The organism is Paenibacillus sp. FSL H8-0104, assembly GCF_038050215.1.
Taxonomy (GTDB): domain Bacteria; phylum Bacillota; class Bacilli; order Paenibacillales; family Paenibacillaceae; genus Paenibacillus; species Paenibacillus amylolyticus.
In genome coordinates this window covers 1,124,510-1,149,823 of record NZ_JBBOTC010000001.1, presented here as the reverse complement: position 1 = coordinate 1,149,823, position 25,314 = coordinate 1,124,510, and the positions used below count along the sequence as shown (strand labels likewise).

General features: G+C 47.2%; 17 protein-coding genes and 1 pseudogene. 2 read left to right on the top strand and 16 right to left on the bottom strand.

The genetic code is table 11. From position 1 onward, the window contains the following. Positions 1-296: 296 nt before the first annotated feature. From NST38_RS05110 to NST38_RS05075, 8 genes and pseudogenes are all read right to left on the bottom strand, one after another. Positions 297-3,248, bottom strand: a pseudogene (locus NST38_RS05110) (DUF3427 domain-containing protein); the annotation flags it as partial. A gap of 493 nt (positions 3,249-3,741) precedes the next feature. Next, positions 3,742-4,404 (bottom strand): hypothetical protein, encoded by a 663-nt coding sequence (locus tag NST38_RS05105; protein WP_341343825.1) that lies wholly within the window; start codon positions 4,402-4,404, stop codon positions 3,742-3,744. A gap of 103 nt (positions 4,405-4,507) precedes the next feature. Beyond that, a complete protein-coding gene (locus tag NST38_RS05100) occupies positions 4,508-4,981 on the bottom strand; it encodes a hypothetical protein (RefSeq protein WP_047841772.1) in 474 nt (157 codons plus the stop codon). 3 nt (positions 4,982-4,984) lie between these two features. Next, complete coding sequence (locus tag NST38_RS05095; protein ID WP_341343824.1) at positions 4,985-6,187, bottom strand: CdiA C-terminal domain-containing protein; 1,203 nt, start codon at positions 6,185-6,187, stop codon at positions 4,985-4,987. 204 nt (positions 6,188-6,391) lie between these two features. Continuing rightward, a complete protein-coding gene (locus NST38_RS05090) occupies positions 6,392-6,676 on the bottom strand; it encodes a DUF4183 domain-containing protein (protein ID WP_100526530.1) in 285 nt (94 codons plus the stop codon). Positions 6,677-6,758: 82 nt separating this feature from the next. Next, a complete protein-coding gene (locus NST38_RS05085) occupies positions 6,759-7,697 on the bottom strand; it encodes a DUF4183 domain-containing protein (protein ID WP_341343823.1) in 939 nt (312 codons plus the stop codon). A 407-nt stretch (positions 7,698-8,104) separates the two neighbouring features. Beyond that, on the bottom strand, positions 8,105-8,485 hold the full coding sequence (locus NST38_RS05080) for a hypothetical protein (RefSeq protein ID WP_076253429.1): 381 nt from the start codon (positions 8,483-8,485) through the stop codon (positions 8,105-8,107). A 438-nt stretch (positions 8,486-8,923) separates the two neighbouring features. Continuing rightward, positions 8,924-9,397, bottom strand: coding sequence for a DUF4362 domain-containing protein (locus NST38_RS05075; RefSeq protein ID WP_076253430.1), 474 nt, complete (start codon positions 9,395-9,397; stop codon positions 8,924-8,926). A gap of 169 nt (positions 9,398-9,566) precedes the next feature. Between NST38_RS05075 and NST38_RS05070 the strand changes: the two genes are divergently transcribed. After that, on the top strand, positions 9,567-10,016 hold the full coding sequence (locus tag NST38_RS05070) for a hypothetical protein (protein ID WP_076253431.1): 450 nt from the start codon (positions 9,567-9,569) through the stop codon (positions 10,014-10,016). 108 nt (positions 10,017-10,124) lie between these two features. Here NST38_RS05070 and NST38_RS05065 read toward each other — a convergent pair whose 3' ends face one another. Next, positions 10,125-13,598: a glycoside hydrolase family 2 gene (locus NST38_RS05065; protein ID WP_076253432.1), complete on the bottom strand. Its 3,474-nt coding sequence runs from the start codon at positions 13,596-13,598 to the stop codon at positions 10,125-10,127. A 459-nt stretch (positions 13,599-14,057) separates the two neighbouring features. Between NST38_RS05065 and NST38_RS05060 the strand changes: the two genes are divergently transcribed. Then, entirely contained in the window at positions 14,058-14,462 is a 405-nt protein-coding gene (locus tag NST38_RS05060) for a hypothetical protein (RefSeq protein ID WP_076253433.1), read from the top strand. Between the two features lie 212 nt (positions 14,463-14,674). Here NST38_RS05060 and NST38_RS05055 read toward each other — a convergent pair whose 3' ends face one another. From NST38_RS05055 to NST38_RS05025, 7 genes are read right to left on the bottom strand one after another with little or no spacing between them, the layout of a single operon-like run. After that, positions 14,675-16,522 (bottom strand): IucA/IucC family protein, encoded by a 1,848-nt coding sequence (locus NST38_RS05055; RefSeq protein WP_076253434.1) that lies wholly within the window; start codon positions 16,520-16,522, stop codon positions 14,675-14,677. Further along, positions 16,482-17,915, bottom strand: a complete 1,434-nt coding sequence (locus NST38_RS05050) for a type III PLP-dependent enzyme (RefSeq protein ID WP_076253435.1) — start codon at positions 17,913-17,915, stop codon at positions 16,482-16,484. Before NST38_RS05050 ends, NST38_RS05055 begins: the two co-directional genes overlap by 41 nt. Next, entirely contained in the window at positions 17,912-18,688 is a 777-nt protein-coding gene (locus NST38_RS05045) for an HpcH/HpaI aldolase family protein (RefSeq protein ID WP_076253436.1), read from the bottom strand. Before NST38_RS05045 ends, NST38_RS05050 begins: the two co-directional genes overlap by 4 nt. After that, positions 18,685-20,697 carry an IucA/IucC family protein gene (locus NST38_RS05040; protein WP_076253437.1) on the bottom strand — a complete coding sequence of 671 codons (2,013 nt, stop codon included), beginning with the start codon at positions 20,695-20,697 and terminating at the stop codon, positions 18,685-18,687. Before NST38_RS05040 ends, NST38_RS05045 begins: the two co-directional genes overlap by 4 nt. Further along, positions 20,672-22,459 carry an IucA/IucC family protein gene (locus NST38_RS05035; RefSeq protein WP_253505849.1) on the bottom strand — a complete coding sequence of 596 codons (1,788 nt, stop codon included), beginning with the start codon at positions 22,457-22,459 and terminating at the stop codon, positions 20,672-20,674. Before NST38_RS05035 ends, NST38_RS05040 begins: the two co-directional genes overlap by 26 nt. Continuing rightward, entirely contained in the window at positions 22,437-23,870 is a 1,434-nt protein-coding gene (locus NST38_RS05030; protein ID WP_076253439.1) for an MFS transporter, read from the bottom strand. The genes NST38_RS05035 and NST38_RS05030 overlap by 23 nt, the downstream gene beginning before the upstream one ends. Continuing rightward, positions 23,864-25,219: a diaminobutyrate--2-oxoglutarate transaminase gene (locus NST38_RS05025; RefSeq protein ID WP_076253440.1), complete on the bottom strand. Its 1,356-nt coding sequence runs from the start codon at positions 25,217-25,219 to the stop codon at positions 23,864-23,866. The genes NST38_RS05030 and NST38_RS05025 overlap by 7 nt, the downstream gene beginning before the upstream one ends. Positions 25,220-25,314: the final 95 nt, after the last annotated feature.

Here is a 25,314-nt window from a genome sequence, read left to right as displayed (position 1 = left end):
TTCTCCTGTAGGAACCATGTCTGTCATCATACGCTGTTTACTGTGTAATAGACCATGCTTTGGTCCCGCATACATAAAGTTAAAATGAAATAATTCAACACATGAAATACATGCAATAATGCGAAGCACTAATCTACAATAAATGACTATTTATAGGATAAATATACCACACTTATGGTTCTTAAGGTACAAAATTAAGATTTATAGGTATTATTTCCAAGCGGCTTAAGCATGGTTGAATATGATTAGAACAAAAAAAACAGCTTAAAGATGTCCGATTTCTTTATAGTGCTAATTCAAACAATACACTTATTCGCCACCGCCACCATCTTCGCGGGCATCTCTTCCCTTAACCGCCATACAAAGCTCATTGGTTTATTCCCCTCATGACTCACATAATCCGCTTCGCCCAGGAACACAAATGGAGACGTATAGTTATGCTCCTCCTTATACTCCCGCACGTACAGCACGATTCGGTGGCCTGTCTCGCGGTGATGAATGTACCGTTGCGCCGTAGCCGTATGCTCTGACACTCGGCTCTGTGTCTGCCAGTGGAACAAACGCTCGTTAATCGCATAATCCTCATACAATGTGGATGGTGAGAAATCTTTGTCCGATTTGTTCAGTGTAATGAAGAAGATATCGGTCTGTTCATCGGCAAAATACTTCACGCCTTCACGGAAGGCGGGGGATTGCTGAGCATTCCAATAACCGAAGGCGGCAAGCACTTGGCCGATGGAGTACATACAGTGGATATCCAGTGGACAAGTGTACGGGAACGAATTACTTTTATCCACAAATCGCAGATGAGCCAAATTATATTTGAAAATATCCACAAGCTCTGCTCGAAATACCTCACAAGACAGCACACGCTGCACTCCCTCTTCGATGCTGATCAACCCTAATTTCTCGGGCGCAGCCCGATGGAAGGTGTAATAGAACATAGTGAGCATACGCTGTTCATCGGCTGTAATCGGTTCTTTGTTTTTTTCAATAAAGTCGATCAGGAACGTGAGCCAGCTTCGAGAATTAATCGTCAGCACAGACGGTAGTCTGCGGATATACTCTTCCTGCTCTCCCTCGATTGGTTCAGTTAGTCCAGCTTCGGCCAACATGCCGCGGAAATACCTTTTCCCCGTACGTCCACCATACAATTCAACAAGTGCAATCCCGTGATGCTCTACAAAATGAGCCAAGGTCAGCGGCAGTCCGGTGTCTTGCTGGAACGTTTGCAGCTTCTGGATCAACGCTCTGCGATTACGACTCATCTGTTTCAAATTGCGCATGATGTATTCCTTTGCTTGCTTTTCCAATTGAATGAACGTGCCGCGTGGCAGGTTCGAAAAGCCGTTCTCGACGTAGTACGAGATGGAATGTTTGGTGGCGCCGATCAGGGCGCGGAATTTATCCTGGAACCTGTACTCCTGATGTGCTTGCCCGATGAAGTCGAGTACAGTCAGGCACTTTTTTGCCCTCCGCCATCCGTAGTCCACGGCCAAGCTGTTGCAGGAATACGGTCAGACTTTCAGTAGGACGTAGGAACAGGATGGTGTTCACCTCAGGGATATCCACGCACTCATTGTACAGATCAACGACAAAGATCATGCGCAGTTCCCCGTTCACCAGCTGTCCTTTCGCAGAATGACGTTCCTGTTCGCTCGACCCGCCATGCAGGGCTATGGATGGAATGCCGACTTCGTTAAATATTTTTGCCATATACAGCGCATGATCCACCCCAACGCAGAACCCAAGTCCCTTCACATCGTCCAGATCGGTTACGTATTTGTTCAGACTTTGGATGATCTGATTGGCACGGATTTTGTTATGAGTATAGAGCTTTTCCAGTTCGTTCAGGTCGTAGCCTTTACGCGACCACTTCACCTGGGACAGATCGACACATTATCGGTGACGCCAAAATATTGAAAAGGACTCAGTAGCTTCCGGTCAATTGCATCGATTAGGCGGATCTCGGCGGCAATCGTATGATGGAAGTAGGCGGTAATGTCTTTGCCATCCATCCGTTCAGGCGTCGCGGTGAGTCCCAGCAAAATCTTCGGTTCGTAATGGGACAACAGCTTCTGGTATGAAGGTGCAGCCGCATGATGGAATTCATCCACAATGATGTAATCGTAATAGTCTGGGCTGGTGATCTCCGTCAGCTTCATAGAGTTAAGACTCTGAATGCTAACAAACAGATGGTCCAGCGCCTCCGCTCGGTGATTCCCGACATGCAGCTCGCCAAAGTTCATATCCTTCAGGATATACCGGAACGTGTCCCGGCTTTGCTTTAAGATTTCTTCCCGATGGGCGATAAAAAGCAACTTTGCTCCCGCATGACTTGCCCGGAATCGCTTGTAGTCGAAGGCAGAAATGACCGTTTTGCCAACACCTGTGGCGGCGACGATCAGGTTGCGGGTTCGTCCATACAGCGTACGCTCGGCGTGAAGCTGTTCCAGCACTTATTTTTGATAATCGTAAGGCTGAATGTCGAGGTGGAAGTGGTTGGACTGATCTTTTTTACGATTCAGAGCCGCCTTCAACTGTGCCTCATGCCATTCATCCTCAGCCACATATCGCGTAAATTCACGGTCATTCCAGTAACTCTCGAAGGTCGCTTCAATCTTGCGCAGCACATCGAGTGAATCCTTCTCCGTCACCTTGAGGTTCCACTCCATACCACTGGTCAGCGCTGGGTTGGATAGGTTAGAGGAGCCGACATAGGCTGTTGTGAAGCCAGTATCACGGTGGAAAATGTACGTTTTGGCGTGTAGCCGAGTCACTTTGGTATCATACGAAATCTGGATCTCTGTGTTAGGTAATTTGCTGAGTTCAGTAATGGCCTTCAGGTCTGTTACTTCCATGTATGTAGTTGTGATGATACGCAGCTTCCCGCCGCCTGCTGTAAATTGCTGAAGCTGTTCCCGAAGTAGGCGAAGCCCGCTGAATTTGATAAATGACACCAACCAGTCGATCCGGTCGGTGGTCACGATCTCCTTTTGCAACTCCAATAACATACTCGGCTCGGACTTGGCACCTGTGAACAAAGAGCTTTGGGAGATCGGCGTATCTGGACGAACAATTTTGGTATCCCGGACCGCACGAATGCTGTTCAGTTTGGAATACACATGAGTCAACACTTCCCCCTGCTCATCCAGTTGCAATTCGTTGTACTCTTCTTCCCCCAGTGTGCCTTTCAGGGTAGCAATAATCTCATTACACGTTCGGATCTGCGCCAACACTGCTGTCTGGTGATGGTGTTGATAAGCTGTTCATATATGCCTTGTTTCATGAATGTACCTCACGAGAGTTAGGATGGTTGTGGATATGTAAGGGATTCAGCTAATGATTTGGAATAGGTAGAATGTTATCTAATCTATTATCGTCCAGTATGGGGATATTTTCATTAGTTGTTCGAATATAAGAGAAAGGAGCACTCTCTATTGCCTCTGAACGGCGGGAGTACTCCACTTTTAATAGAGCTATTATGAAATTAACATGATCAATCGGCTTCCTGCCCAAAGTAAGTACCCAACTTGAATCGTGACGTACATGATGTATTCTATAACCGTTAGTTTCCTTTGCCTTTTGATTTTACGTAACTCTAGAAAGTAAAAGAAGGTACCAATGAGTAAAAGAATCACTGCTAATTCATTAATTATTTCTAGGATGGCTATGCTCCTCATCTCCTTTCATACCAAAGAACCTCTTAGCTTTATTAGACATCAATCACACTCATAATTATCATTGGTACCTTGGATTTAATGCGTCTCTCCAAACGTCATCACCAACAAAATCCACATTAATCTCTTGAAAATAATTTCGGGTCTCTAGCTCCAAATCATTCAAGATTTGGGGCCAATCCTTCTCGTTAGTTTCCTTGGATTCAAAATCCCCAACAATGTTGAGCCATCGATGATTTAACTGCCGATACTCCTCGATCCTGGCTTTAAGTTCAGCTGTTACAGGATAACTGGTTAAGTCCAGTCTCTCGAACGTCTTTCGCATGCGGTAAAGTGTAGGTGGCATTACATCATCTTGACCTAGATTGTTTGTGAAAAAAGATGCGGGTTTTACCAGCCAGTTAGCTTCTTCACTGAAATTTAGATTCATCAAGTTATACTTATCTATAATCTGCGTCATATTTGTAAAGTTGTAATAGAGCTGGCTGGCTTGTTCTCCATCCTCCACCATCTCGTTTGTTATTTTCTCATTCTTAAGTATTTGGTCGAATAAAATATCATTATCTATAATCGCACTTTTCGTATCAACCATATCTTGTCGTACATTCATCGTTAGATACTGTTCATACATTCTTTTTTCTTTATAAAAGCTATAGGTTAGAACAAGCAATAATGCTAGGCCAATGCAGCATCCAATCATTACAAATCGTTTCATTGATATCATAGCAATTTGTTCTCCTAAGTTTTTAATAGTAAGAAGCACCTCTACGTTTGCCTGGTAGAAGTGCCTTTGAGTAGTATCATTATTTCATTACCTGCTGCTTTTTTTAACTTGATAATTCCTTTTCAATATAAGGACGGTCAAGTAAAAGAAGAAGGCTTGGAGTTAGGTATTTAGTTTGATATTCATCCAACCGATTATTAACCACCAACAGACCATTCTCCATTCTAAGTAGTTGAGTAGAACCATCTTCTAGGAATAAAAGATTTCCCTCAGTATGTTTTATTAGCTTACTAATAATGCTGAAAATATGCTCTATACCTTCAGAAAAAGTACTGCCAAACAATTGAGTTCTAATGCATACATTCACATCTAAGTTATAATGCTGTCGAACAAAAGTGATATCAGAAATATCCTCAATTTCAAGATGCAACGTAAAAAATCTACTGCCAATTACTATTTCCTCTGCATTACTTTGGAATGAAGCTTTCTCAACAACCGATTCAGTGACATATTGCTCGATCAGTTTCCCCAAAGAATTACGATCGAGCTTACTTTGTAAAAATATTTCATAGTCCATCTATTAATCCTCCCCAAACACCCGTGTTATGTTACCATCCTTAACGAATAAAATCTCTTTCAGATTTTTCAAATCTCCGGTTGGATTTGCTTTTCTGATAATTCCTTGACTAAGTTCACTAACTTTTTCAGTGGGAAATTCATCTAGGTTAACAACGATTCTTTCCGCTTGCGTTTTAGTTTTCGTTGCTATGTTTCGAAGAATATTATCTACGTTTGCATCTTCCTTAGGCGAGTAACAGTCAAAAACCTTACCGTGAATTAAAAAGTCAGGATTAGAAGTTGCCTTGATTCCATAGCCATTTCCGCCATTTATTTCGTCTAACATTTTGATTTCATAACCTTGTTCAGCTAAGAAGTCAGCAGTTTCATTTTGTTTCTTTATCCCATGAGAATCACCTACTCCATAATTTCCCGTTGGTTTGCTTCCCGAGGGTAGGGGAGGCTCTGTCATATCTCTATTACCTGTCCCGCCTTTCCCCTTCTCCGACTCCGGCTTTCCTCCGCCCGACCCAATGTCGTCCTTCGAACGTAAAGCTTTGCCAAACAAAACATACGCCAAAGCCTGCCCAGTCATCGCTCCACCGTAATACCCTGCTCCACTCTCATCAATCTGCTTCTTCTGCTCTTCCACAAATTGCTCTATGTCAGACCGCGCCGTTCCCGTGCCCCAAGCGGTATCCCATGCAAACTGAATACCACGCCCAACGTCTACAACTTTGCCCACTGTCATGGCATATGCCACACTGCTTAATGTACTGAATGGGTTCTCGAAGAAAGCTTCTGCCGTCTGACCCATTCCCGTTATTGTTTCTCCTACTGATTTATCAAGCAGCCCTACAGCGAAATTTCGCTTTAGTTCCTCTGGAATGTACAGCGCAACCTCGCCTGAGCCGTCCGTTGTTTTGAAGTTCTTCGCGATAAACGTAAACTCTTTCTGGATTTCGTCCAACAGCCCGAGTGTAGTCGGGAACACTTCTTTTACCTGCATAAAATCCCAGAAGAAACGCTCTCCTGTCACACCCGACCAATCGGATTGCAACATATATATGGATTTCTCCAGTTCCCGGACCATTCGCTCTAGTTCCTGTTTCTTCTGTTGGACCAACCGGGCCTTTTCCTCCAATAGATCGGGATGTACCTCGATTCGCTGCATTTCCTTATCACCGCCAACCTGACCGTAGTTTATGTACCTAAATTTTAACAAGTGAGAAGGAGGATTGGAATCAAACGGAAGGATCATTTCCTCAGAGGTTATCCGGTAGTTGGGCAACATCCTTGGGTAACTATTTTTGCACATTAATGCATGGATGAATGCCGTTGAGTCGACTGGGTATCTTGTACAAAAAGAAAGACTTCTATCACAGATAGAAGTCGCACAAGATAACAATACAGTAGGATTAAATCTTCTTTAAGACACTACAAATTGTACGACAATTGGAGTCCCATCATTTAATGCATCTCCACCGGGAATTGTAATTGTAGTCGTCGTAGCCGAGGAGGTATCTGCTGTTTGCATAAGGCCGTTAATATAAAGATTGTAGTAGTTGTAGGTGCCTGGAAATGCGGTTGCAGCTACACCAGCGTCGTTTGTAAAGGCAGTCGCAGCAATCGCAAACGTTACCCCAGTGCCGGTTCCATCACCTATGGTTGCAGCAAATCTTAAACTGTTCTGAAATGGTGTCACAAGTGGCATGTTTCTCACCTCCTACCTAACATAGTATATGTGGTAGGTTTGGGAGTAGTGAAGGCAAAGGAACCAGCAACTACAACCAATTTTAACCATTTATGATATTGGCTGTTATTATAATTATCTCGATAGTGATAGGTGTCCCTGCAAAGATCACACCGTTTTGTGACGAAAAAAACAACCTCTCCGCACTTACACTGTATGAGTTTCCTGGTTGTACAATCCCGTTTATATAAAGATTGTTGAAACTAGTAAGTCCAACCCCGGCAAATTCGGTTATGCTGTCGCCATCGTCATTCGTGAATTCTGTGGCAGGAATTATAACCGAGGCCGACAAATCCAGATCGGTATCCGGAAAATAGAAGTAACGGTTTGCCGTAGGAATGATTTCAATTCCGGGTACGGTGCCCGGCGGACCTTGCTCACCTGGGGGACCCGTTGGTCCTTGGACTCCGGGAGTTCCCGACTGACCTGGCTCACCCTGAGGGCCAGCTGGACCTTGCGCTCCGGGAACCCCCGGTTGACCCGGTTCACCTTGAGGACCAGCCGGACCTTGCGCCCCGGGAACTCCGGGTTGACCTGGCTCACCCTGAGGGCCAGCGGGGCCCTGCGCTCCAGGAACTCCCGATTGACCCGGCCCGCCGTGAGGGCCTGCGGGACCCTGCGCTCCGGGAACCCCTTGTTGACCTGGCCCGCCGTGAGGGCCTGCGGGGCCTTGCGCTCCGGGAACCCCTTGTTGACCCGGCCCGCCGTGAGGGCCTGCGGGACCCTGTGCTCCGGGGAGCCCCAATTGACCCGGCCCGCCGTGAGGGCCTGCGGGACCCTGCGCTCCGGGAACCCCTTGTTGACCCGGCGCGCCGTGAGGGCCTGCGGGGCCTTGGGCACCTGCCACACCTTGCGTTCCAGGGGGATTCACAGTCTCCAATTCATGTTGTCTCAACGGAGCAAGCAGGGGGCCGGGCTCACAACATACCGGGTTGCTGCCTCCCCCTCTCGGTAATGCAATGACTTTTTTGTCACGGGCCATTTTCTGGGATCTTAATGGACGCTTCAGTGAGCAGCGCTTTCTCCGATAAGATCTACGGATAATATGGCATTTCTTTCGCTTTCCCAAGTGTTTGTTTCTGCATTTCGACGTAGAACGACTGGGCCTTAATTTGTTGAGGGTGGCTGTCCTCTTGTTCAGATACTTCAAAATGGTCATCTCCTTAGGCCAAGGCACACAGTATATATGCCCTATACTATGTCCTTAGCACATTCGGAGAGTGTGCGAATAACTATGAGGGAAGCCCAATAAAAAAGACAAGAGTCCTGCTATAGTTGTCCTTTGTCTTGCCAGCATGGCTTCATTGTCTCCCCAGTAGGACCTCACAGATCACATTTTATGTTTAACTTAGCCGATCCATTGGGATCAAACTTCTTTTCAGTAGACTCTTACCTCTTCTTAAAATGCTGAACGATCTCTTCCGGTTCCTGCGTCTCCAATGTAATCTGGCCTTTCTCGAATAGGATCATGTACGGATATGATTTCAGACCAAAAATCTTCTCATAATTAAACTTATTTTCATCACGGACATTATAAAAGGTTACGTTAGTTATTGGGCCTTCTGCCCTCAAATTCTCGTTATTCACTTCATTTAATTGCGTCTGTAACTCAACAATAAATGGTCGTTCCGAAGGTCGGTCGGTAAATACAATGAGTGATGCATCATTTCTTTGATTTTGCGTTAGATAATCAATGGCTTTCTCTCTATTGTTCTGACCACACCCTGTCACTAAAAGTATCAAAATACATAACACCCAAAGCCTCTTCATTTATATAACCACCCAAAATATGATATAATTGGTTATTAACTTTTAAATTCACTTCATTAAAAAATCTATTCGCTGAAAGGAAGATGCACATTGAACAAAAGGAATATCATCATCTTTATCATTATTGCTCTTATCATATTGATACTTCAACTTGTGCTTTATTTTTCTGTAACTAATAAAGAAGAATCCGCACTTCCCGATTCTAACATCCCACTTCAAACCAAAACCGTAGATGAGCTTACCATCTCACTGCGTAATGCAACCTAACCTATACAGATCATGAAGTGCACTTGGGTTATGAGATTCAGGGTGGTGGACAGTCAATGCTTTGTACAGATAAAATTTCGATTTTTCACCTTTCAAATAGCAACAAAAACCTGCATAGCCAGCCTCGGCTTCACAGTTTTTATTAAGAATTTGCATGTGGATACATCTCATTTACAACTTAGGCATCCAAAAGGGGTTCTCTTCCTTCTCACACCCGGTTAACACGTAAAAAATATGTCCCTGCTCACTCTTCATTGTCACGATCCCTTTGCAGGTGTCAGTCTTCATTCCCTGTTTGGAGCCGTAGGCATCCCTTGAGTTATCGTAAGTCGATTGAATAGCTGTACCATCATAGATCAATTCCTGGATAATGGGCCCACCTTCAATGGTATACATCGTTACACGAACCTGGTCCTGCTGTTTTTTCTCCACATTCTTCATAAATGTGTTCCACTTATCTTCGTTCCGTATGCCTCCATGAAGCACAACCACATCCCCGCTTTGCTCCGCTTGCTCTGGATTATGGGGCTCAATAATTTCTGGAAAAGCTTGCGTAATTCCGGAAGGATTCGTTGTTGGTTCATTTGCCTGACAGGCAGTTAACAGCATTAAAGCCAACGATAGGATAAGCATACTTTTTCTCATTCCATCACCTCATCTATGAAACGGTTCAAGACTATCCTTTGTTTCATGATTATGCTTAATTTGTCATTTATCTGTAACTCCCTCGTTGTCCCAAACGTTTAGAATCATAGAAATGTATAAAAAGGAACGAAAATTTTAGTGATTTATCATTCAGTAGGGGGTTAATTTAATGACCTTAAAAACAATGCTCGGTGTAGCACTGGCTCTATCTGTACTACTATCCACCCATTCAGCAAGTACAGCGGCTCTAACTTCAACAAATGAGTGGCAATCAACCGGACTAGCCCATGAAATGGAGCGCTCCGTCCCAACATCTACTTCTGTTCTGCTCATTGCCCCAACTCAACATGAAGGTCGTTCCGCATACAACGGCAGCTTCACAATGGTTGCTTCGAATGGGACACATGCCAACATATCAGTTGGAAACAACAGCAACCAAACGGTATATGTGAAGATGTATGTAGATGAAGGAAGTGAACCTATGGAAACATCTATCAGCAGAAATAGTGTTAAAACGATCAACCTGCTTGCATTACAAGACACGGATATTAAGTTGTACATTTATAGCAGAATAGGTCATCACTTAGATCTCTCAGTTGAAGCAGAGCAGTTTCATTGATGTTTTCTCTCACACCTACATACAAGAAAAACCCTTCACGCAAGCGATTCAGATCCACGTTCCCATGAACCGATGCCTGCTTGAAGGGGTTTTATATTTCGATCACATTTATTTCTCGAATCGGAACCAGCCAAAGTCAAACTGACTGCCTGGCAGGAAAATAAAGCTTACTTTCTGCACACCTGTCACTTGCTCAAGCTCAAACACCCGCTCCTCATATCCACCCGACTGTGTGAACTCAACCAGCTGGTTGCTCTGTCCGTCCGCACCTGCAAAGCGAATATGAATCGTATTTTTATCAATTGGTGAATGACCGTAGATCACGAGCTTGGATGTGCCTTCTGCCGTAAAGTCCATATTTTCAAACTCTAGCGACACATTGTTCCCGATACCTTCTACTCTGTCGCCCTCAATTTTGAACGTATCTCCATAAAGATGGTCACAGGATGCAGCCGCGTTCTGTTCAAAGGCCCGACTCTGGCGCTCGAAAGAGAAACCTTTAATATGAATCTTCTGCTTCAGCACAAAACAGATCGACGTGATCCCGCTAAGGCGTTTGGACAATTGGTATGTCTCTTCCTGGTACACATTCCAAATGGACTCTTTGTCATAAACCACATCTGCGATCATTGTACTTCCTTCTTCATCCGGCATACCTTCCCAGATCTGAATGAAGTACTCCTCAGTGGATAGCGTGAAAATAGGAATCGTTATGGTATCGGAGCCGTACGGTCCGAAGTCAATATTACGGAAGCCTACATGCGTCTCTCCGTCGCGACTTGTCGCTACCCCACGTTCGTTACCGTTACCAACCTCACCTTTGGTGTAATCGTACAGTCCGCCCGTGATGAAGCCGTATGGATCTTTGTAGGCTGTGCCGAGACCGTCCGCCTTGAATTCCAACTGGGAGATGAGTTTCGTTTTATCCGTACCATTGGTACTGGTTGCGCGAAGCCGGAACTCCCCGTCACCTATAGCAGATACCTTCACCGCATGTTGATGCTCACCGTTGTCGCCCGTTTCCGCTTGAACAGCTTCCACCTTGGCAATGTTGGATTCAATTCCTGCATCGTTCACAACAGCCCACTCGATATCTCGATAGGAGGTGTTCTCTGGATACAGCTTGGCGGTTACAGTAAGCTCCGGGTTGGACGGATCGAGCAACTGTCCTGCAGTACTGATGATCTCAATTTTCCGCAAAGGAATCTCCTGAGCATTCCCGGTAAGCACCGGACGTTCTTCATTGTTCATGAAGACAGATTGTACTTGTTTCTCATCATTAAGTTCAGCCGTCACAACTAGAGATTCAAATTCAGCCACAGCTCCTTCCAAACCTTCGGAAGAAACTTCAATCCGCACCGTTCCAGGTTCATTTGTCGCTCCGATGATGGCCATCAGCTTGCCGCTGAACAGTCTTCTACTTAATCCTTTGTATGGATCATAGTCCGTGCTGTCCCCATTATCCAGACCCAGCAATCGTCCTGCACCAGTTACCTTAACTTGTACGCGGTTGTTCGCATTGTGAACCGGATTACCAGCTTCATCTTCCACATCAATTTCTACAAAAATAAGGTCCGTTCCACTGGCTTGCAACTGCGCCCGATCCGCTTGCAGACGAATCTTCTTCGCATCCGTATAGGATCTTTGCACATCGGTTGCAATGATCTGGCCGTTCTCATCGTAAGCGATCGCTTTCAGCTCGCCCTCTTCGTACGGCACTTTCCACCAGCCAGACAGCTGTGTTCCATTGGTATGATCGATATCGTACGTGCCAATCGTCTTGCCGTTGAGTTGCAGCTCAATCTTCGGCGCGTTGCTGCACACGCGTACATCAATGATCTGACCCGGGCTGAAATCCCAATACGGGAACAGGTGAACCATCGGACTTTTCTTATAATCCGTCCAAGCCGCTTGGTAGATATAATAAGAGTCTTTTGGGAACGTTGCTGTGTCCAACTGTCCAAAATACGAATTCTTCGTATGATACGGTGTCGGTTCTCCGATATAATCGAATCCGGTCCACAGGAACTGACCCAGTGAATACGGCGTATCCCGCTCTGCCAAAATGCAGTATTCTGCCGACTTCGCACCCCAGCTGGTCGTACTGTTACCCAAAGCCGAGCACTGCTCGTCATCATCTGCCAGAATCGGCTGTTCGAACGGGAAGTGATAGATGCCACGACTCTGCACCACCGAAGACGTCTCACTACCATAGATGATCCAGTCCGGATGCTCTTCATGATGTTTGTCGTAATATTTTTCCGCGTAGTTGTAACCTGCCAGCTTCACGATGTCCGCACATTTTTGTGCATTTTCCCAAGGCATATAGTTCGAACCAATCGTCACGCCAGCATTACCTTTCGGATCAAATTCCAGCACATAATCCATCAGCATCCGAGTTACTTCCTGTCCACGCTCATCCGCATGGGTATCATAAATTTCGTTCCCGATACTCCACATGATCAGACTGGCATGGTTACGGTCGCGCTTCACCCAACTCTTCACATCCGTATGCACCCACTCCGGGAAAAATCTCGCATAATCGTATGGCGTTTTGGCACGTTCCCACATATCAAAGGCTTCAGACACAACCAGCATACCCATCTCATCCGCGAGTTCCATGAACTCTTTGGCAGGCATATTATGCGCGGTACGGATGGCGTTAACGCCCATTTCTTTGAGCAAAACAAATCTTCTACGCAATGCCGTCAGGTTAAACGCAGCTCCCAGCGCCCCAAGATCGTGATGTTCACACACGCCGTTCAGCTTCATCTTGACCCCGTTCAGGTGGAACCCTTCATTGGCATCAAGTTTGATATCCCGGAATCCAATGCGCTGTGATACCGATTCAACTGTCCGATCTTCCGAGATCAATCGCAACTCAGTCACCAGTTCATACAGATGCGGTGCATCCGGGCTCCACAGGTTTGGACTCTCCACAATGATCTGTTGGCTATCTGCCAATACGACCGCATTCTCACCCAGCGAAGCCGTAACATTCGTCTTCGTCGATGCCACCACCTGACCTTCATTCCGGATCGTATGCACCAACTCTGCGTTCTGATTCTGTTCCAGGTTCAGTTCCGTATCTACTTCCACCTGCCAGCCATTCGGATGCTGATTAATAGATACATAGATCCCATCCGTAACAATATGGTTGCGTTCTCTCGTCTTCAGCCACACATGGCGATAGATTCCAGCCCCGGAATACCATCTGCTGTTCGGGCTCTGATGTACTACTTTGACCACAATCTCATTGTCGCCTTCCACCAGTGCATTCGTGATCTCATGTTCAAAAGCAGAATAGCCATACTTCCACTCCCCAACCAGCTGCCCGTTCACATACACCGAAGAGTCCATGTATACGCCATCAAAACAAAGCAAAAGCTGCTGCTCATCCTTCGTATAATGGAACGTCTTGCGGTACCATCCAATGCTGTCTTCATACAGTTCAAGCGTATTATATATCAGCCAATCATGGGGAAGTTCCACAGGTTTATATACCAGACCCGCAGGTTCCGTAACATCCAGCTTACTTTTCGCAAATTGCCATCCATCATTAAATAGTCTCTTCTGATTCATGTTAGTTTCTCACTTTCTTGAAGTAAATTATGATTGCGGTTACAACAGTAAATGTCGCTTTCTCCGAAAACCTTTTCGGTAATACACAAGTAAGACTATAACACATATCCCGATTATACCATCAGTCTCTTTCCTATAACTCCTTTTCATAAGATTTTTTAGCCATAATGATGAACGTTTTATTCCCTCCAAGCATAGTAACTTTCGATGACAACAAACCAAAAAGGCAACCCGTCAAGTTGACAATATAAGCCCAGAATGGTGAACCGCGAAGATACTTATAAGGTATCTCAGGGAATGACGATATCAAATTCATTAAAATCGTTAAAGGAAAAGCTGCGAGCGTCCCTTTTTTTGTCCAAATCGCAATTTGTATTCATTTCTCAACAAAAGATGCCGATATAAAATGACACGTTTCAATTTTTTCAAAAAAATTCCATTCGAAGAGGATGTGAAGTCATGCGTATTAACAATTCTAGTCCTAGCATTTATCACATTAACCAACGCAACAATCTAACAAACAACAAAGAGTTGTTTAAATCAACGCTTCTCGTACAAACAGTCGAAAAGAAAGAAGACGAAGAAAAGAAGGACAAATCAGTAGAAAAAAAAGGTCAGCTGGTTACAGCAAGGGAAGGTGCTTATACTAGACAGTATCTTGTTAATTCAGACGGCTCAAAGGTTCTATTGAGTGAAACAAAACATGCTGAAGGAGAAGCAACAAGTACAGAAAACTATTCGCGGTTCCTCTCCAACTCCAATAAGAATCAGAATGACGACGGAATGAGTAATAATTCAAAGGAAATAGTAAGTCTGTTAAATCAACAAATAGTTAATTTTAATCAACCGAAAACAACTAATTAGTAAATATAAGTAAAAAACACATTGCCATCATAACAAGGTGAGCCAGTAACACTTGTTCACTTATTCATTTATAACATCAGTCCGATTTCTGTACTTGGATTTCATCAGATTCACCTTCAATAATTATGAACATTTATTTACCCCCGCGATTCGAACCTTCATTACCATAAAATCCAAAAAGGCAACCCATCAAGCGGGCCACCTTCTGCATTCTATCCCTTGTAAAAAGGGTTCCACCCTATGCCTTTGCCCGATGGCATCGCGCCAGGCACTCCGTCTGCTTCAAGCAGCGGACGGACAACTAACTTCACGGGCCACTCCTTGCTCTCGAATATCGCATGAGCGAGCGCGGCCCGGTCGGATTCGGGAAGCTGCACTTGTTGCAGCGCTTCCTTCCAAGCCTGCTCCGTGATCTCCCATAACTTCGTTTGCGGGATGTGATACACCTCGCTAAGTGCCTCCATGATCGCAGCCAGATTCACCTGCGTCCCCAAAGACTGCACATAGAAAATCAGCTTCTGGATCGTCTCGTTATACAAGCTGTTCGAGTAGCCAGGCCTAATATGATAGGCGGGGCCTGCAATGCCATGTTTGTCCAGATAAGGCTGATGCAGACGCACGGAATCATGATCGCGGAACAAAAGACCCTCTACCTGATTATCCCGTAACACCAGACAGCAGTTCTGACCATGAATCTCAGGTACAACACCCACCTTGAACAGGCGCATCACGATATCATAGAACGTCGTAGCTATACTGGTATAAAAGTCGAGAACATTCGTGCTACTCAGGTTTTCCCCCAGAATTTCCGTTAATAGATGATGTCCTTCCAGATTCACACCCAGTGCGGCCATTGGGATTACTTTGTAATCTTCACCCAATAACTCAGAGGGATACACACGAATCTGTGCAGCCAGATGGCGGGGATGATCATCGAACAGTCCCATGGATTCCGGCATGAAGCCCCACCAGTTCTGCTCTTCACACATATACACCTTGTCCTTCAACGTCTCGTCACAAGCAACGGCCTGCCTTAACATGCGTTCTCCAGCAAGACCATTCAGAAGTTTGACTATCGGAAGATAACGAGCAGCTCCCAGAGACAGTACACTAACCGGTAGCTTGAGCATTAGGGTGGATTCGGTTGATGGAGCCATCGAGCGCAGAGAGGATGTGGCCTGTACGTCGCCCACTTCTATGTCCAATACGACAATGCTACCCTCTTCGATCTCTCCAGTAAAGCGGGGCAGAATCACATGTTTCAATTGCCACGGGTGAACAGGCATCGGTAGATATTCGTCCAACGTGATTCCTTTACGGGCAAACTCTGCTTCCACCACTCCGCGCTGAACATCGTCTAACATATCCAAAATGGACAATCCATCTTCACACCCTTGTTGCACGGCATCCAAACGTATAGCCACCCAGCGCAGCGAAATCTCCTTCCCGAATTCTGCTGCATACCGTGTTACATCTTCTACATTGAATCCCACCTTGGCTTTGGACGATGGGTGAAATGGACGATCCCGCAATGCCGCAACGCGCTCCCCCTTGATAAACCATTCATACGCAGAAGCCGGGACGTTAGCGGACAGATACTGGACTTGTTCCCAGCCCAAAGCATACTGCTCCACAGCAATGTCCAGACTAACCAGGAATTCCGCCACCCCAGGCTGCGCATAGGCCTTATCCGACAAAGCCCTCTGTAACACCGCACGTCCAACTTCTGCCGGAGTATCAAGGAGAACCCAGCTTCCATCAGTTTTCTCCTCGTAGATCGGTGAACCCTGAACCCACTGAGTCCCCTGTCTTACTCCTGTTTCAACCAGACACAGTACACCTTGGGTGTGCAATCTATAGCGAGAAGCTACATTCTGATTATGCTCTTCGCTGTCATATCCCTTGTACAATCGACGGAACGGTGCAGGTGCTGCGGTAAAATCAATGAATGGGTGATTCTCCAGTGGAAGTAATTGCTCCGACAAAAATGAATTCATCAGATCCGCCATAATCCGGCGTTCAGCGGCTTGCAGACTGGAACGCTTCATCAGTGTTGACATGATTATTGTCCTCCGTTAGATAATGGAATGCCGGGTGCGGATGCCCCAGAAAATCATAATGCGAGATAGTCCAGCAATAAGCCCCAGACTTCTCAAACAAAACAATATCTCCCACGCGTAGCAGTGCTACCTCCGCATCGGAATGCATGCGATCCTTGGGTGTGCATAGCTCACCTACGATATGGACTCGACGATCTCTTACCTCTGGACGGGCAAATGAATGCTTCCAACGGTCCGTCTCCATAATCTGAAACGGATGGTTATGCCCCCATGAAGCAGGCAGACGATTGTGATGCGTACCTCCCCTTAACACGGCAAAATACTGATCATGAGAGGTTTTGATATCCGTAACTTCTGCTGCGTAATACCCGTGGTCTGCCACCAGCAGTCGACCCGATTCAAAATACAGCTGACCTCCGCGTGAAGCAAGGCGCTGTCTGGCTTCACTTTGCTCCAGCAGGGAAGTGAATAATGGCCAGTCAAATCCTGGACTGCCATCATACGTCACGCCGAATCCGCCTCCTGCATTCACCACTTCCACAGGAAGATCATACTGTTGCTGCCACTGCCCCACCTTTTGCAAATACATCTCGATCATCTCGGCGTGCAGCCTGGCGTCCATATTGTTGGACAAGGAATGAAAATGGAATCCACATAATCGAACCACACCCGCGCCTTCCACACGAATAAGTTCAATGGCTTCTTCCACTGCCTCTTCATCGATTCCAAAAGGACTCGGCCCACCGCCCATGACAATCTTCGTCCGGGGTAACGTACTGCTCCGCAGATTGATTCGGAGCAGTATGCGCACCTCCTGCGCTTGCTCCTGTTGTAGTTTGTGTTTCGGCTCATGTTCCTGCTTCTGTCCTTGATCCTGTTTTTGCTTCTGCTCTTTAATTAGTTCCTCGCCATACTCTTCCGCATATCTCTGCTCCGGCTTCAGTTCCCACTCTTGCTTCTGCCTGCTCCCCTGCACCTGATCATGCTCTTGATCCATCGCTCTCTCTTTCGCAATCGCAATGATGCGGCGCAACTCCAGCAAACTCTCTACATGGATGTAGCTCACGCCATGCTCAATGGCTAGCCTCAGTTCGCTCTCCTTTTTACCCGGACCTCCAAACAGAATTTGAACCTCGCGACTTACCGCTCTAACCTTCAGCAGCTCTCCAATTGAAGCCACTTCAAAACCCTTCACAAATGGAAGCAGCGCCTCAATGATCCGCGGATCAGGATTCGCCTTGATAGCGTAGAACAACTGTGTGTTTCCGGGCATACTGCCCAACATCTGACGTACCTGTTCCTGAATGCCCGCCAGATCATAGATATACGCACATACCGGGTCTTCCATCCCTCGTTGAAGTTCATCGATCGCCTGCCATACACTAGGTTTCATATCTGCCCACCCGCATTCCTGTAGTCATTCCGTTTTTGGGCATATGCCCGAAACGCCGTATTCCGATCATCACCAAGCACATATATATGTACTCCCCGCTCAGCCCAGAGCGACATATCCTCCACACCTCTGGTGACCGTTGCATAAGGTACTTCGCACTGCTGGGCAGTAGCATGCAATTCATCCAGTGCACGTCTCACATCCGGGTGCTCTGTCTGCCATGGCACGCCGAGGGATTGCGACAGATCCGCCGCCCCTTCCAATACAAAACTCACCTGAGGGTGAGACAGAATCTGTGTACTCTGCCGAACACCCTCCACACTTTCGATCATGGGTACAACCATCACTTGTTCGTTCGCTTTCCCAATATATCCCGTGAGCGGATATTTTCCGAATACACCGGGACGACCACTATTCAAGCTCCGCATGCCAACCGGATGATAGTAGGCGTGACGAACCGCTTCCTCCACCTGCTCCAGTTGCTCGACATGTGGAATGACGATACCTTGTGCGCCACAGTCCAGCACTTTCAGAATCTCCACTCGCTCCACCTTCGAAATTCGAACCAACGGGGTTAGGCCCACCAGTTCCGCCGCACGAACCAAATCTTCTACCGATTCCATCGATGTTGCGGCATGTTCCAGATCAATAATGACAAAATCATATTCCGCATGTCCGATCATCTCAATGATGACCGGATGCGGGATGGATACAAAAAGGCCATACACTGGCTGTTTGCGTGCAATCTTTTCCTTCAGCGTGTTAACTCTCATTCAACGATTCCCTTTAATTCGAGCGTTCCCTTTGATTCCAGTGCATCCTTCGAAAGCTTAAGCGGATTGATCGCCTTACGGAAATATAACTCCCCATCCCCATACAGACGACGCTTGGTCATCTCTTCGATCAGTGCATCTTCGGCAAAAAGGTCAAATGCAATGAACCGCTCTGCGTATTCCGGGTGCTGCTTCTGATAATCCACAATCACACCTGCGCACAGCTGCCAGAACGCTTCCTCGGACAACCCAAACTTCTCCAAAGCCAACGCAATATCCGTCATGCAGATAAAAAAGAATGCATCATACGTATAGTCACGGACTTCCGACACATCTCCAGCATAAATGAAGGAGTATCGATTGAACTTGCGGTGGGTTTCTGGCTCCGGGTTCAGCTTCGGTGCCCGTTCCGGGTGCAACAATTGATCTGGTACATAGCGAACACCATCATGCAGATCCTTGATAAGGATTCGTGTCGGCAGATCATCTTCCAGTACCAAAATGATATTCTGAGCATGCGATTCCAGCGCAATCCCATGTGCATAGAGCAAATGAATAATCGGCAGGGTAACTGTGCGAACAAGGGCCTCACTCCACTTTTCCACACCATGTCGTTCTACAGCATCCTGAATAAATGGAACACCATCCGGCTGCACCAACATCAGCGCATTCAGCGGCCATGCGGTCTCGCCTTCCTTCAGATGAACCGATACATTCTCCCGCCAGATGGCACCGAGTGTTCCGTAGGCCCGTCCATACTGGGTTGCAGGCAACTGCTCATAATGGAACGACAGTCCCATGATTTCTTTCAAAATGCCAAACTGTGCCCGCTGCAACAGCTCATCTTCACGTACAAGTGTATCCAGCCAGTCGCTGATCAGCGGCGCGTTCTGGGTCGTATGCTGTGCCAGAATACGTGTGCTCGACGTGTTGGTGATGCTGAGAGCCAGCTTGATGTATGGGGCTTCCGGATTCACCCGATTCGACAGTGAACGGATCGACTGCTGTGCACGATAGGGCGAAGACGATGGACCGAGATATACGATGTCCCCATCCATCCGTTGACGGGTATATACCGACTCCAACTGATGCTCCCACTGCCACGGATGAACCGGAATGAATACATATCGATCACCAATGTCAGAACCTATTCCTATGCCAACCTTGCCGTCTTCCCTACCCGAGCTACGGACTGTTTCGCCTTTTTCACGAACTCCCCCATGAAGCTTCGCTTGGATTGTCTCTCCAACGCTCTCACCAACTTCGGCACTGCTCCCAAGCTGATCTACACTCGCCACATATGCGTTGGCGTTCTCGCCCATGTCCGTTCGAACTTGTTGTTGCAGGATCTGTTGAAATCGCTGCATATCCTCTGCGGTCAGATGTTGCCCTACCAATTCTTCAGAGCTATACCCTACGGATACAGCGGTCTGAGCCAAATCTTTTTTCACAGCAACCCAGACTAATGAAACCTCCGAGTTAAATTCAGGGCCATAGGCCAGATTGTCTTTCAAAGAAAATCCCAACCTCGACTTATAACTCGGGTGGTACAGATGACCGTCGGTCATGTGACTTTCAAGCGCATCATAATGCCGATCTTCATTCGGAATGTTCAAGGGCAATATAGCTTGGCACTGACTGTCCTTTGCCATCGTTTCGAGTAGTTCCTGGATAAAAGCCGTGACATTTGCCCCCTTCAACGCGTTCAGTACGATTTCCTCCAAAAACAGATCCAGATCGGTGCAGGATACGCCTTCTCTTTGGATCGAACCCTTCTTCACCTTCACCCGGCCAAATGAAAACTTCCGTTCAGCTTCACACGTGTACGCCACAGAATCGCCGGAAGATGTGAGGCCGCTGGTTCGCCATTCGCTCCCACTTACATGACTGTCCAGAATGCCTTCGAACCACATCGCCTCCAGCGTCTGCCGCATGATCCGTTCCTGTACAGCCACGTAGACTGCTTCTGTCTTGCCGCCTGCTTCAGCCCTGTATCTCACGACTCCCACGCACTTCACTCCCCATTCGTTTCATTACATTGCTCACCGGCACGTAGGCCGGGGTCTGGCTGATCCCTCTTACACAACTCACCAAGTTTTGTTTGGCCAGAAATGCATCCGTTGTCAGCAGATGTCGTACATATGCATTGCCCGTTCGTTCCAGCTCCTCCACAAGTACCTCACGTACCTGTTTCCAGAAATGCTCCTCCGGGACGTTCACATCTCGCGCCATCGCATGAATCAAAGACCCCAGATGATTGACGATAAAATAGTACGATGTCCGCGCCCAGGCTTTCTCTCGCGAATAAAATAATAAATCGGACGTAGCACGATCCTGCTCACGGATAAGTTCCTCATCCACACTGACCCCTTCCAGATCGCGGACGATAAACTCAACAGGCAACCCATCCTTTAAGGTCACAAGGGTATTCTGCAAATGTGCTTCAAAATGAATGCCTTTCTCTCCCGCCGCCCGTACAATCGGCAACAGAGAACATTTGAGATATCGATTCAGCCAACGCTCGGCAATGTCACGTCCACCACCCAGCATCGTCATTAGTCGCGAACTCATCCCAGGAAGCGGTGCTTCAACCAGACTGGATAAGACATACGTGTTCTCAACATCAAACTCAATGGGTCGATAAGCTATCGTAAACAGACTGGTTAACTCTTCATCTTCAAAAGCACAAGTCGCTATGCCTGTCTCATACGCAATATGCGTGTTCGGTTCAGCACCGAAGCAGTCATGCTGCCTGACGTATCTGGAGGCATCCAGTGTTCTGCGCATCTGCTCAGCACTGTTGGTGCGAATCATGTTCGTGATCTGCATGTTCAGTGACAGCTTGATATTGCAGTTCCATTCGGGAACATAAACTGTACGGACCGAAGAGGTTGGATAGACGGTAGGCCCCGCACTACCGAGTAGGATTAATTTTTCATCTCGAAAATAGGACTGTATCTCGGTCAAACGTGATATGTATGCGTATTGCCATGGATGGACAGGCAGCAGCCCATACATTTCACTCTTTTCTTTTAAAATAGGTCCCACATGGCTCCGCAGGAGGTCTTGCAAATCCATTACCGCCTCGTTATCCACCCATTCCTGCACGTAGACATCCTGCCTCACGGCGATATAACAGAGTTGAAACGATGTTCGCAGCTCCGGACTGTACTTCTGTACATCCTGCTCGCTGAAGCCTTTGGAGTTCTTCGGAAACGGATGGAACGGATGACCATACAACAGTGACTGTTCCGATGTGCGATAATCGTGGATGTCGAGACCGGCTGCTTGTTCGATATACAACGTAAGGTTGCCCACACTGTTATCTACCTTTTGTGCAAAATCTCTGGCATACGCCAGCTCTACGCGATTCGTATTCTCACCCAATGGATGTACATTCTCCAGCTCAAGTGAACGCTTCATTTCCATCACACTTTTCTTCATTTCATGTTGATCCGAACTCGCTCCCTGTTCCCCATTTCCGCTTAGCTCAGATGTGATCCAGCGAACCAGGTCGCCATAATGCACCGCTTCCCCGCCAGATTCCATGCTGAGGTATTCATGCTCCCCCATGGCAGAGTAATAAGACAAGTGTCCTGTCACCTTCACCCTACTGGCTTGAAAAGCAACAGTGTACGTCAGCGTATTTGGATTAATCCGAATATCGCTTTCCTTTTCTAGCGCAAGCTCACGGATGTAACAGTTCAACAGCAGCTTGCACGAATGTTCGTGGGCCTGCTGCTCAGCCTCAGACCGGAGCTTGTTTTCCATCTCGAACAATGATGCCAACCTTCTTTCGGGTTATAAGTAAGACCAGGGGAAGTGTAAGCAGTATGGCGCAGCCAAGTCCGATACAGATCTCTTTTAGCGCTCCCCATTTTGCCATCTCCATGGACGTTCCTGCCCCGGCAAGCCATTGCCAACGCATATCGTAATACAGGGTCATGCCCATCACCGCAAACGAAGAAGCCAGACGCTCAATCGTGGTTGATAACACCGACCCTTCGTGCATGTCTTCATCCGGTAACGCTTGCAGACCAATAGCCGAAATACTCATGCCTGACAGACCAACGCCAATTCCCCGGCACGCCATGAGCATCCCGATGATCCAGATCGATGCTCCCATGGGCAGAACCGCAAACGACAAGATCGATATCGACACCAGCAACGTCCCCCATGCGATAAAATGTATGGACCGACCGCGATCCAGCAAGCTGCCGCCAATCCACATAAACAGACTTGTACAGATTGACAAGGGAATGAACAATGCACCTGACAGGGCCGGCGACAGGTGGAAGACGTCCTGGAACAATAGTGGTAATGCAAAGATTACACCAAACATGACACAATCCTGAATCGTCGAGATCAGTACAGTCAGCGGAAAGACGGCATTACGCCGTAGCAACTGGTACCGGATCAGTGGTTCCTTGCGACCGTTCTCTGTCTGAACAAAACGAATGAGCAGCAATACACCTAGCGCAATCAGTAACCAAGGTACCCATACCGCCACGACAGGACTCGCATACAACTGTAACCCCAGACTAAGGGCACCTACCGCGCAGATCAGCAGCATGACACTGGTTGGATGCCATTTTTTCCTGCGGGCAGGGATATAGGTCTGAATGACTCGACCGCAGCCAATCAACGAGAATATAGCCAGTGGCACATTAAGCCAGAACAACATTTCAAGCCGTCCATACTGAATGATGAAGCCCCCCAGTGTTGGACCGGCAGCCGGAGCCAACATAAGAAGCAAGCCCCACGCTCCTGTAATTCGTCCCCTTACCTCCGGTCCGTAGACATCAAAAAGCAGCACAAGTGATAACGGAATCATCAGCCCCGCGGCAACGCCATGCATGAAACGAACCAGCAACAGTACCTCAATAGAGTGATAAAACAACGCACCTGCCACCGAGAACAGTCCATAGATGCTGATGCCCAACATATACGTCTGCTTACGCCCCAGTCGGTCCACAATCAGGGAAGCCAGCGGCATTGTTAACGTCATAGCCAGCATGTACAAGGCAATGATCCATCCGCCTGCTGTCGTAGAGATCTGATAATATTGCACAAAATAAGGCAGCAGCAGGTTAAATGCACTGTTGGTCAGTACCAGCGAAAAGGCACCGATCAGAATCGCGAATAATACTGCATGCCTCTTCATCAGGGAAAGCTTCAGCATGCGGCTGTTGCTAAGGCAATCGCTTCAGCTACCGATTTCTCAAAGATCACAAGGATTGCGCCCGATTCTTGCTCCGTAATATTCAGCGGCGGCAGAAAACGAACAACAGCTGAATGACGCCCGCCCAGTTCCACAATTAATCCATTCTTGAAACATTCACGCTGAATAGACTCAGCCAGCATACCATTAGGCAGATAATGTCCCAGACGATCCTTGCGTCCTGTTGGATCAACCACCTCAACGCCAATCATCAACCCTCTGCCCCGCACGTCACCGATCTCTGCATAGCGTTCTTTCAATGCATTCAGTTGATTCATGAACTGCTCACTGCGCAGATGTACGTTGTGTAAAACATCCTGTTCCCGAATATAACGAAGTGTAGCAAGTCCCGCTGCCATGGCGAGTTGATTGCCACGGAACGTGCCTGTGTGTGCACCAGGCTGCCATTGGTCCAGTTCTTCTTGGTAGATGACAACAGACATCGGCAAACTTCCGCCAACTGCTTTGGAGCAGACAATTACATCGGGTACAATCCCGGCATGTTCAAATGAAAACATCCGGCCTGTCCGTCCAATGCCTGTCTGCACTTCGTCGATGATGAGTGGAATGCTTCGCTCTGCTGTGATTCGCCGCAGCTCCCTCAGCCATTCGATATCTGCCGGAATGGCTCCACCTTCACCCTGCACCGTCTCCACAATGACCCCACACGGTGCCGCAATACCGCTCTCGCAATCATCGAGCAAGTTCTCGATATACTGTGCGCTTAACCGGGCCGTCATGCCTTCACCAACACCAAATGGGCAACGGTATTCATAAGGAAAAGGCAGGAAATGAACATCGGGCAGCAGGCTTTGCAGATGTTGTTTCTTGCTCAGGTTGCCACTCATCGACATTGTCGCTTGGGTCGAACCGTGATAACCTCCCTGAAAGGCAAGAATAGACTTGCCACCTGTTGCATGTTTGACCAGCTTAATGGCTGCTTCAACTGCATCGGCCCCCGTTGGACCACAGAACTGGATCTTGGCTTTGTCTCGCATCTCTGCCGGAAGAATGGAGAATAGTTCTTGCATATATGAAAGCTTCAGCGGTGTTGCCAGATCCAGTGTATGAAGAGGAATCTGCTGATCCAGAACATCGCGAATGGCGTTGACCACCGTGTCATGGTTATGCCCCAGCGCCAATGTTCCTGCCCCAGCCAGGCAGTCGTAGAATACGCGGCCTTCCGTATCGGTAATCTTCACCCCATGGGCCTTGTTAATGACAAGTGGGAAATGTCTCGGGTACGATCTTGCATTGGATTCCTTCTCATTTTGCATCTTCAGATATTCCGTCTGCACCTCTACTGACATAGCCCTCTAACGCTCCTTATAATCGATTCAGGCTGAACCTGCTGCCTGTGATTCTTGTTCTACTTTTGCATATGACCTGGTATTGGTTCAAAATC

What these genes read in the sequence shown, in the direction of transcription:
- NST38_RS05055 (WP_076253434.1), bottom strand. Translation starts at nt 16,522, where the DNA reads ATGTCAACACTGATGAAGCGTTCCAGTCTGCAAGCCGCTGAACGCCGG.
- NST38_RS05045 (WP_076253436.1), bottom strand. Translation starts at nt 18,688, where the DNA reads ATGAGAGTTAACACGCTGAAGGAAAAGATTGCACGCAAACAGCCAGTG.
- NST38_RS05080 (WP_076253429.1), bottom strand. Translation starts at nt 8,485, where the DNA reads ATGAAGAGGCTTTGGGTGTTATGTATTTTGATACTTTTAGTGACAGGG.
- NST38_RS05105 (WP_341343825.1), bottom strand. Translation starts at nt 4,404, where the DNA reads ATGATATCAATGAAACGATTTGTAATGATTGGATGCTGCATTGGCCTA.
- NST38_RS05085 (WP_341343823.1), bottom strand. Translation starts at nt 7,697, where the DNA reads ATGGCCCGTGACAAAAAAGTCATTGCATTACCGAGAGGGGGAGGCAGC.
- NST38_RS05075 (WP_076253430.1), bottom strand. Translation starts at nt 9,397, where the DNA reads ATGAGAAAAAGTATGCTTATCCTATCGTTGGCTTTAATGCTGTTAACT.
- NST38_RS05035 (WP_253505849.1), bottom strand. Translation starts at nt 22,459, where the DNA reads ATGGAAAACAAGCTCCGGTCTGAGGCTGAGCAGCAGGCCCACGAACAT.
- NST38_RS05060 (WP_076253433.1), top strand. Translation starts at nt 14,058, where the DNA reads ATGCGTATTAACAATTCTAGTCCTAGCATTTATCACATTAACCAACGC.
- NST38_RS05090 (WP_100526530.1), bottom strand. Translation starts at nt 6,676, where the DNA reads ATGCCACTTGTGACACCATTTCAGAACAGTTTAAGATTTGCTGCAACC.
- NST38_RS05100 (WP_047841772.1), bottom strand. Translation starts at nt 4,981, where the DNA reads ATGGACTATGAAATATTTTTACAAAGTAAGCTCGATCGTAATTCTTTG.
- NST38_RS05025 (WP_076253440.1), bottom strand. Translation starts at nt 25,219, where the DNA reads ATGTCAGTAGAGGTGCAGACGGAATATCTGAAGATGCAAAATGAGAAG.
- NST38_RS05050 (WP_076253435.1), bottom strand. Translation starts at nt 17,915, where the DNA reads ATGAAACCTAGTGTATGGCAGGCGATCGATGAACTTCAACGAGGGATG.
- NST38_RS05070 (WP_076253431.1), top strand. Translation starts at nt 9,567, where the DNA reads ATGACCTTAAAAACAATGCTCGGTGTAGCACTGGCTCTATCTGTACTA.
- NST38_RS05030 (WP_076253439.1), bottom strand. Translation starts at nt 23,870, where the DNA reads ATGCTGAAGCTTTCCCTGATGAAGAGGCATGCAGTATTATTCGCGATT.
- NST38_RS05065 (WP_076253432.1), bottom strand. Translation starts at nt 13,598, where the DNA reads ATGAATCAGAAGAGACTATTTAATGATGGATGGCAATTTGCGAAAAGT.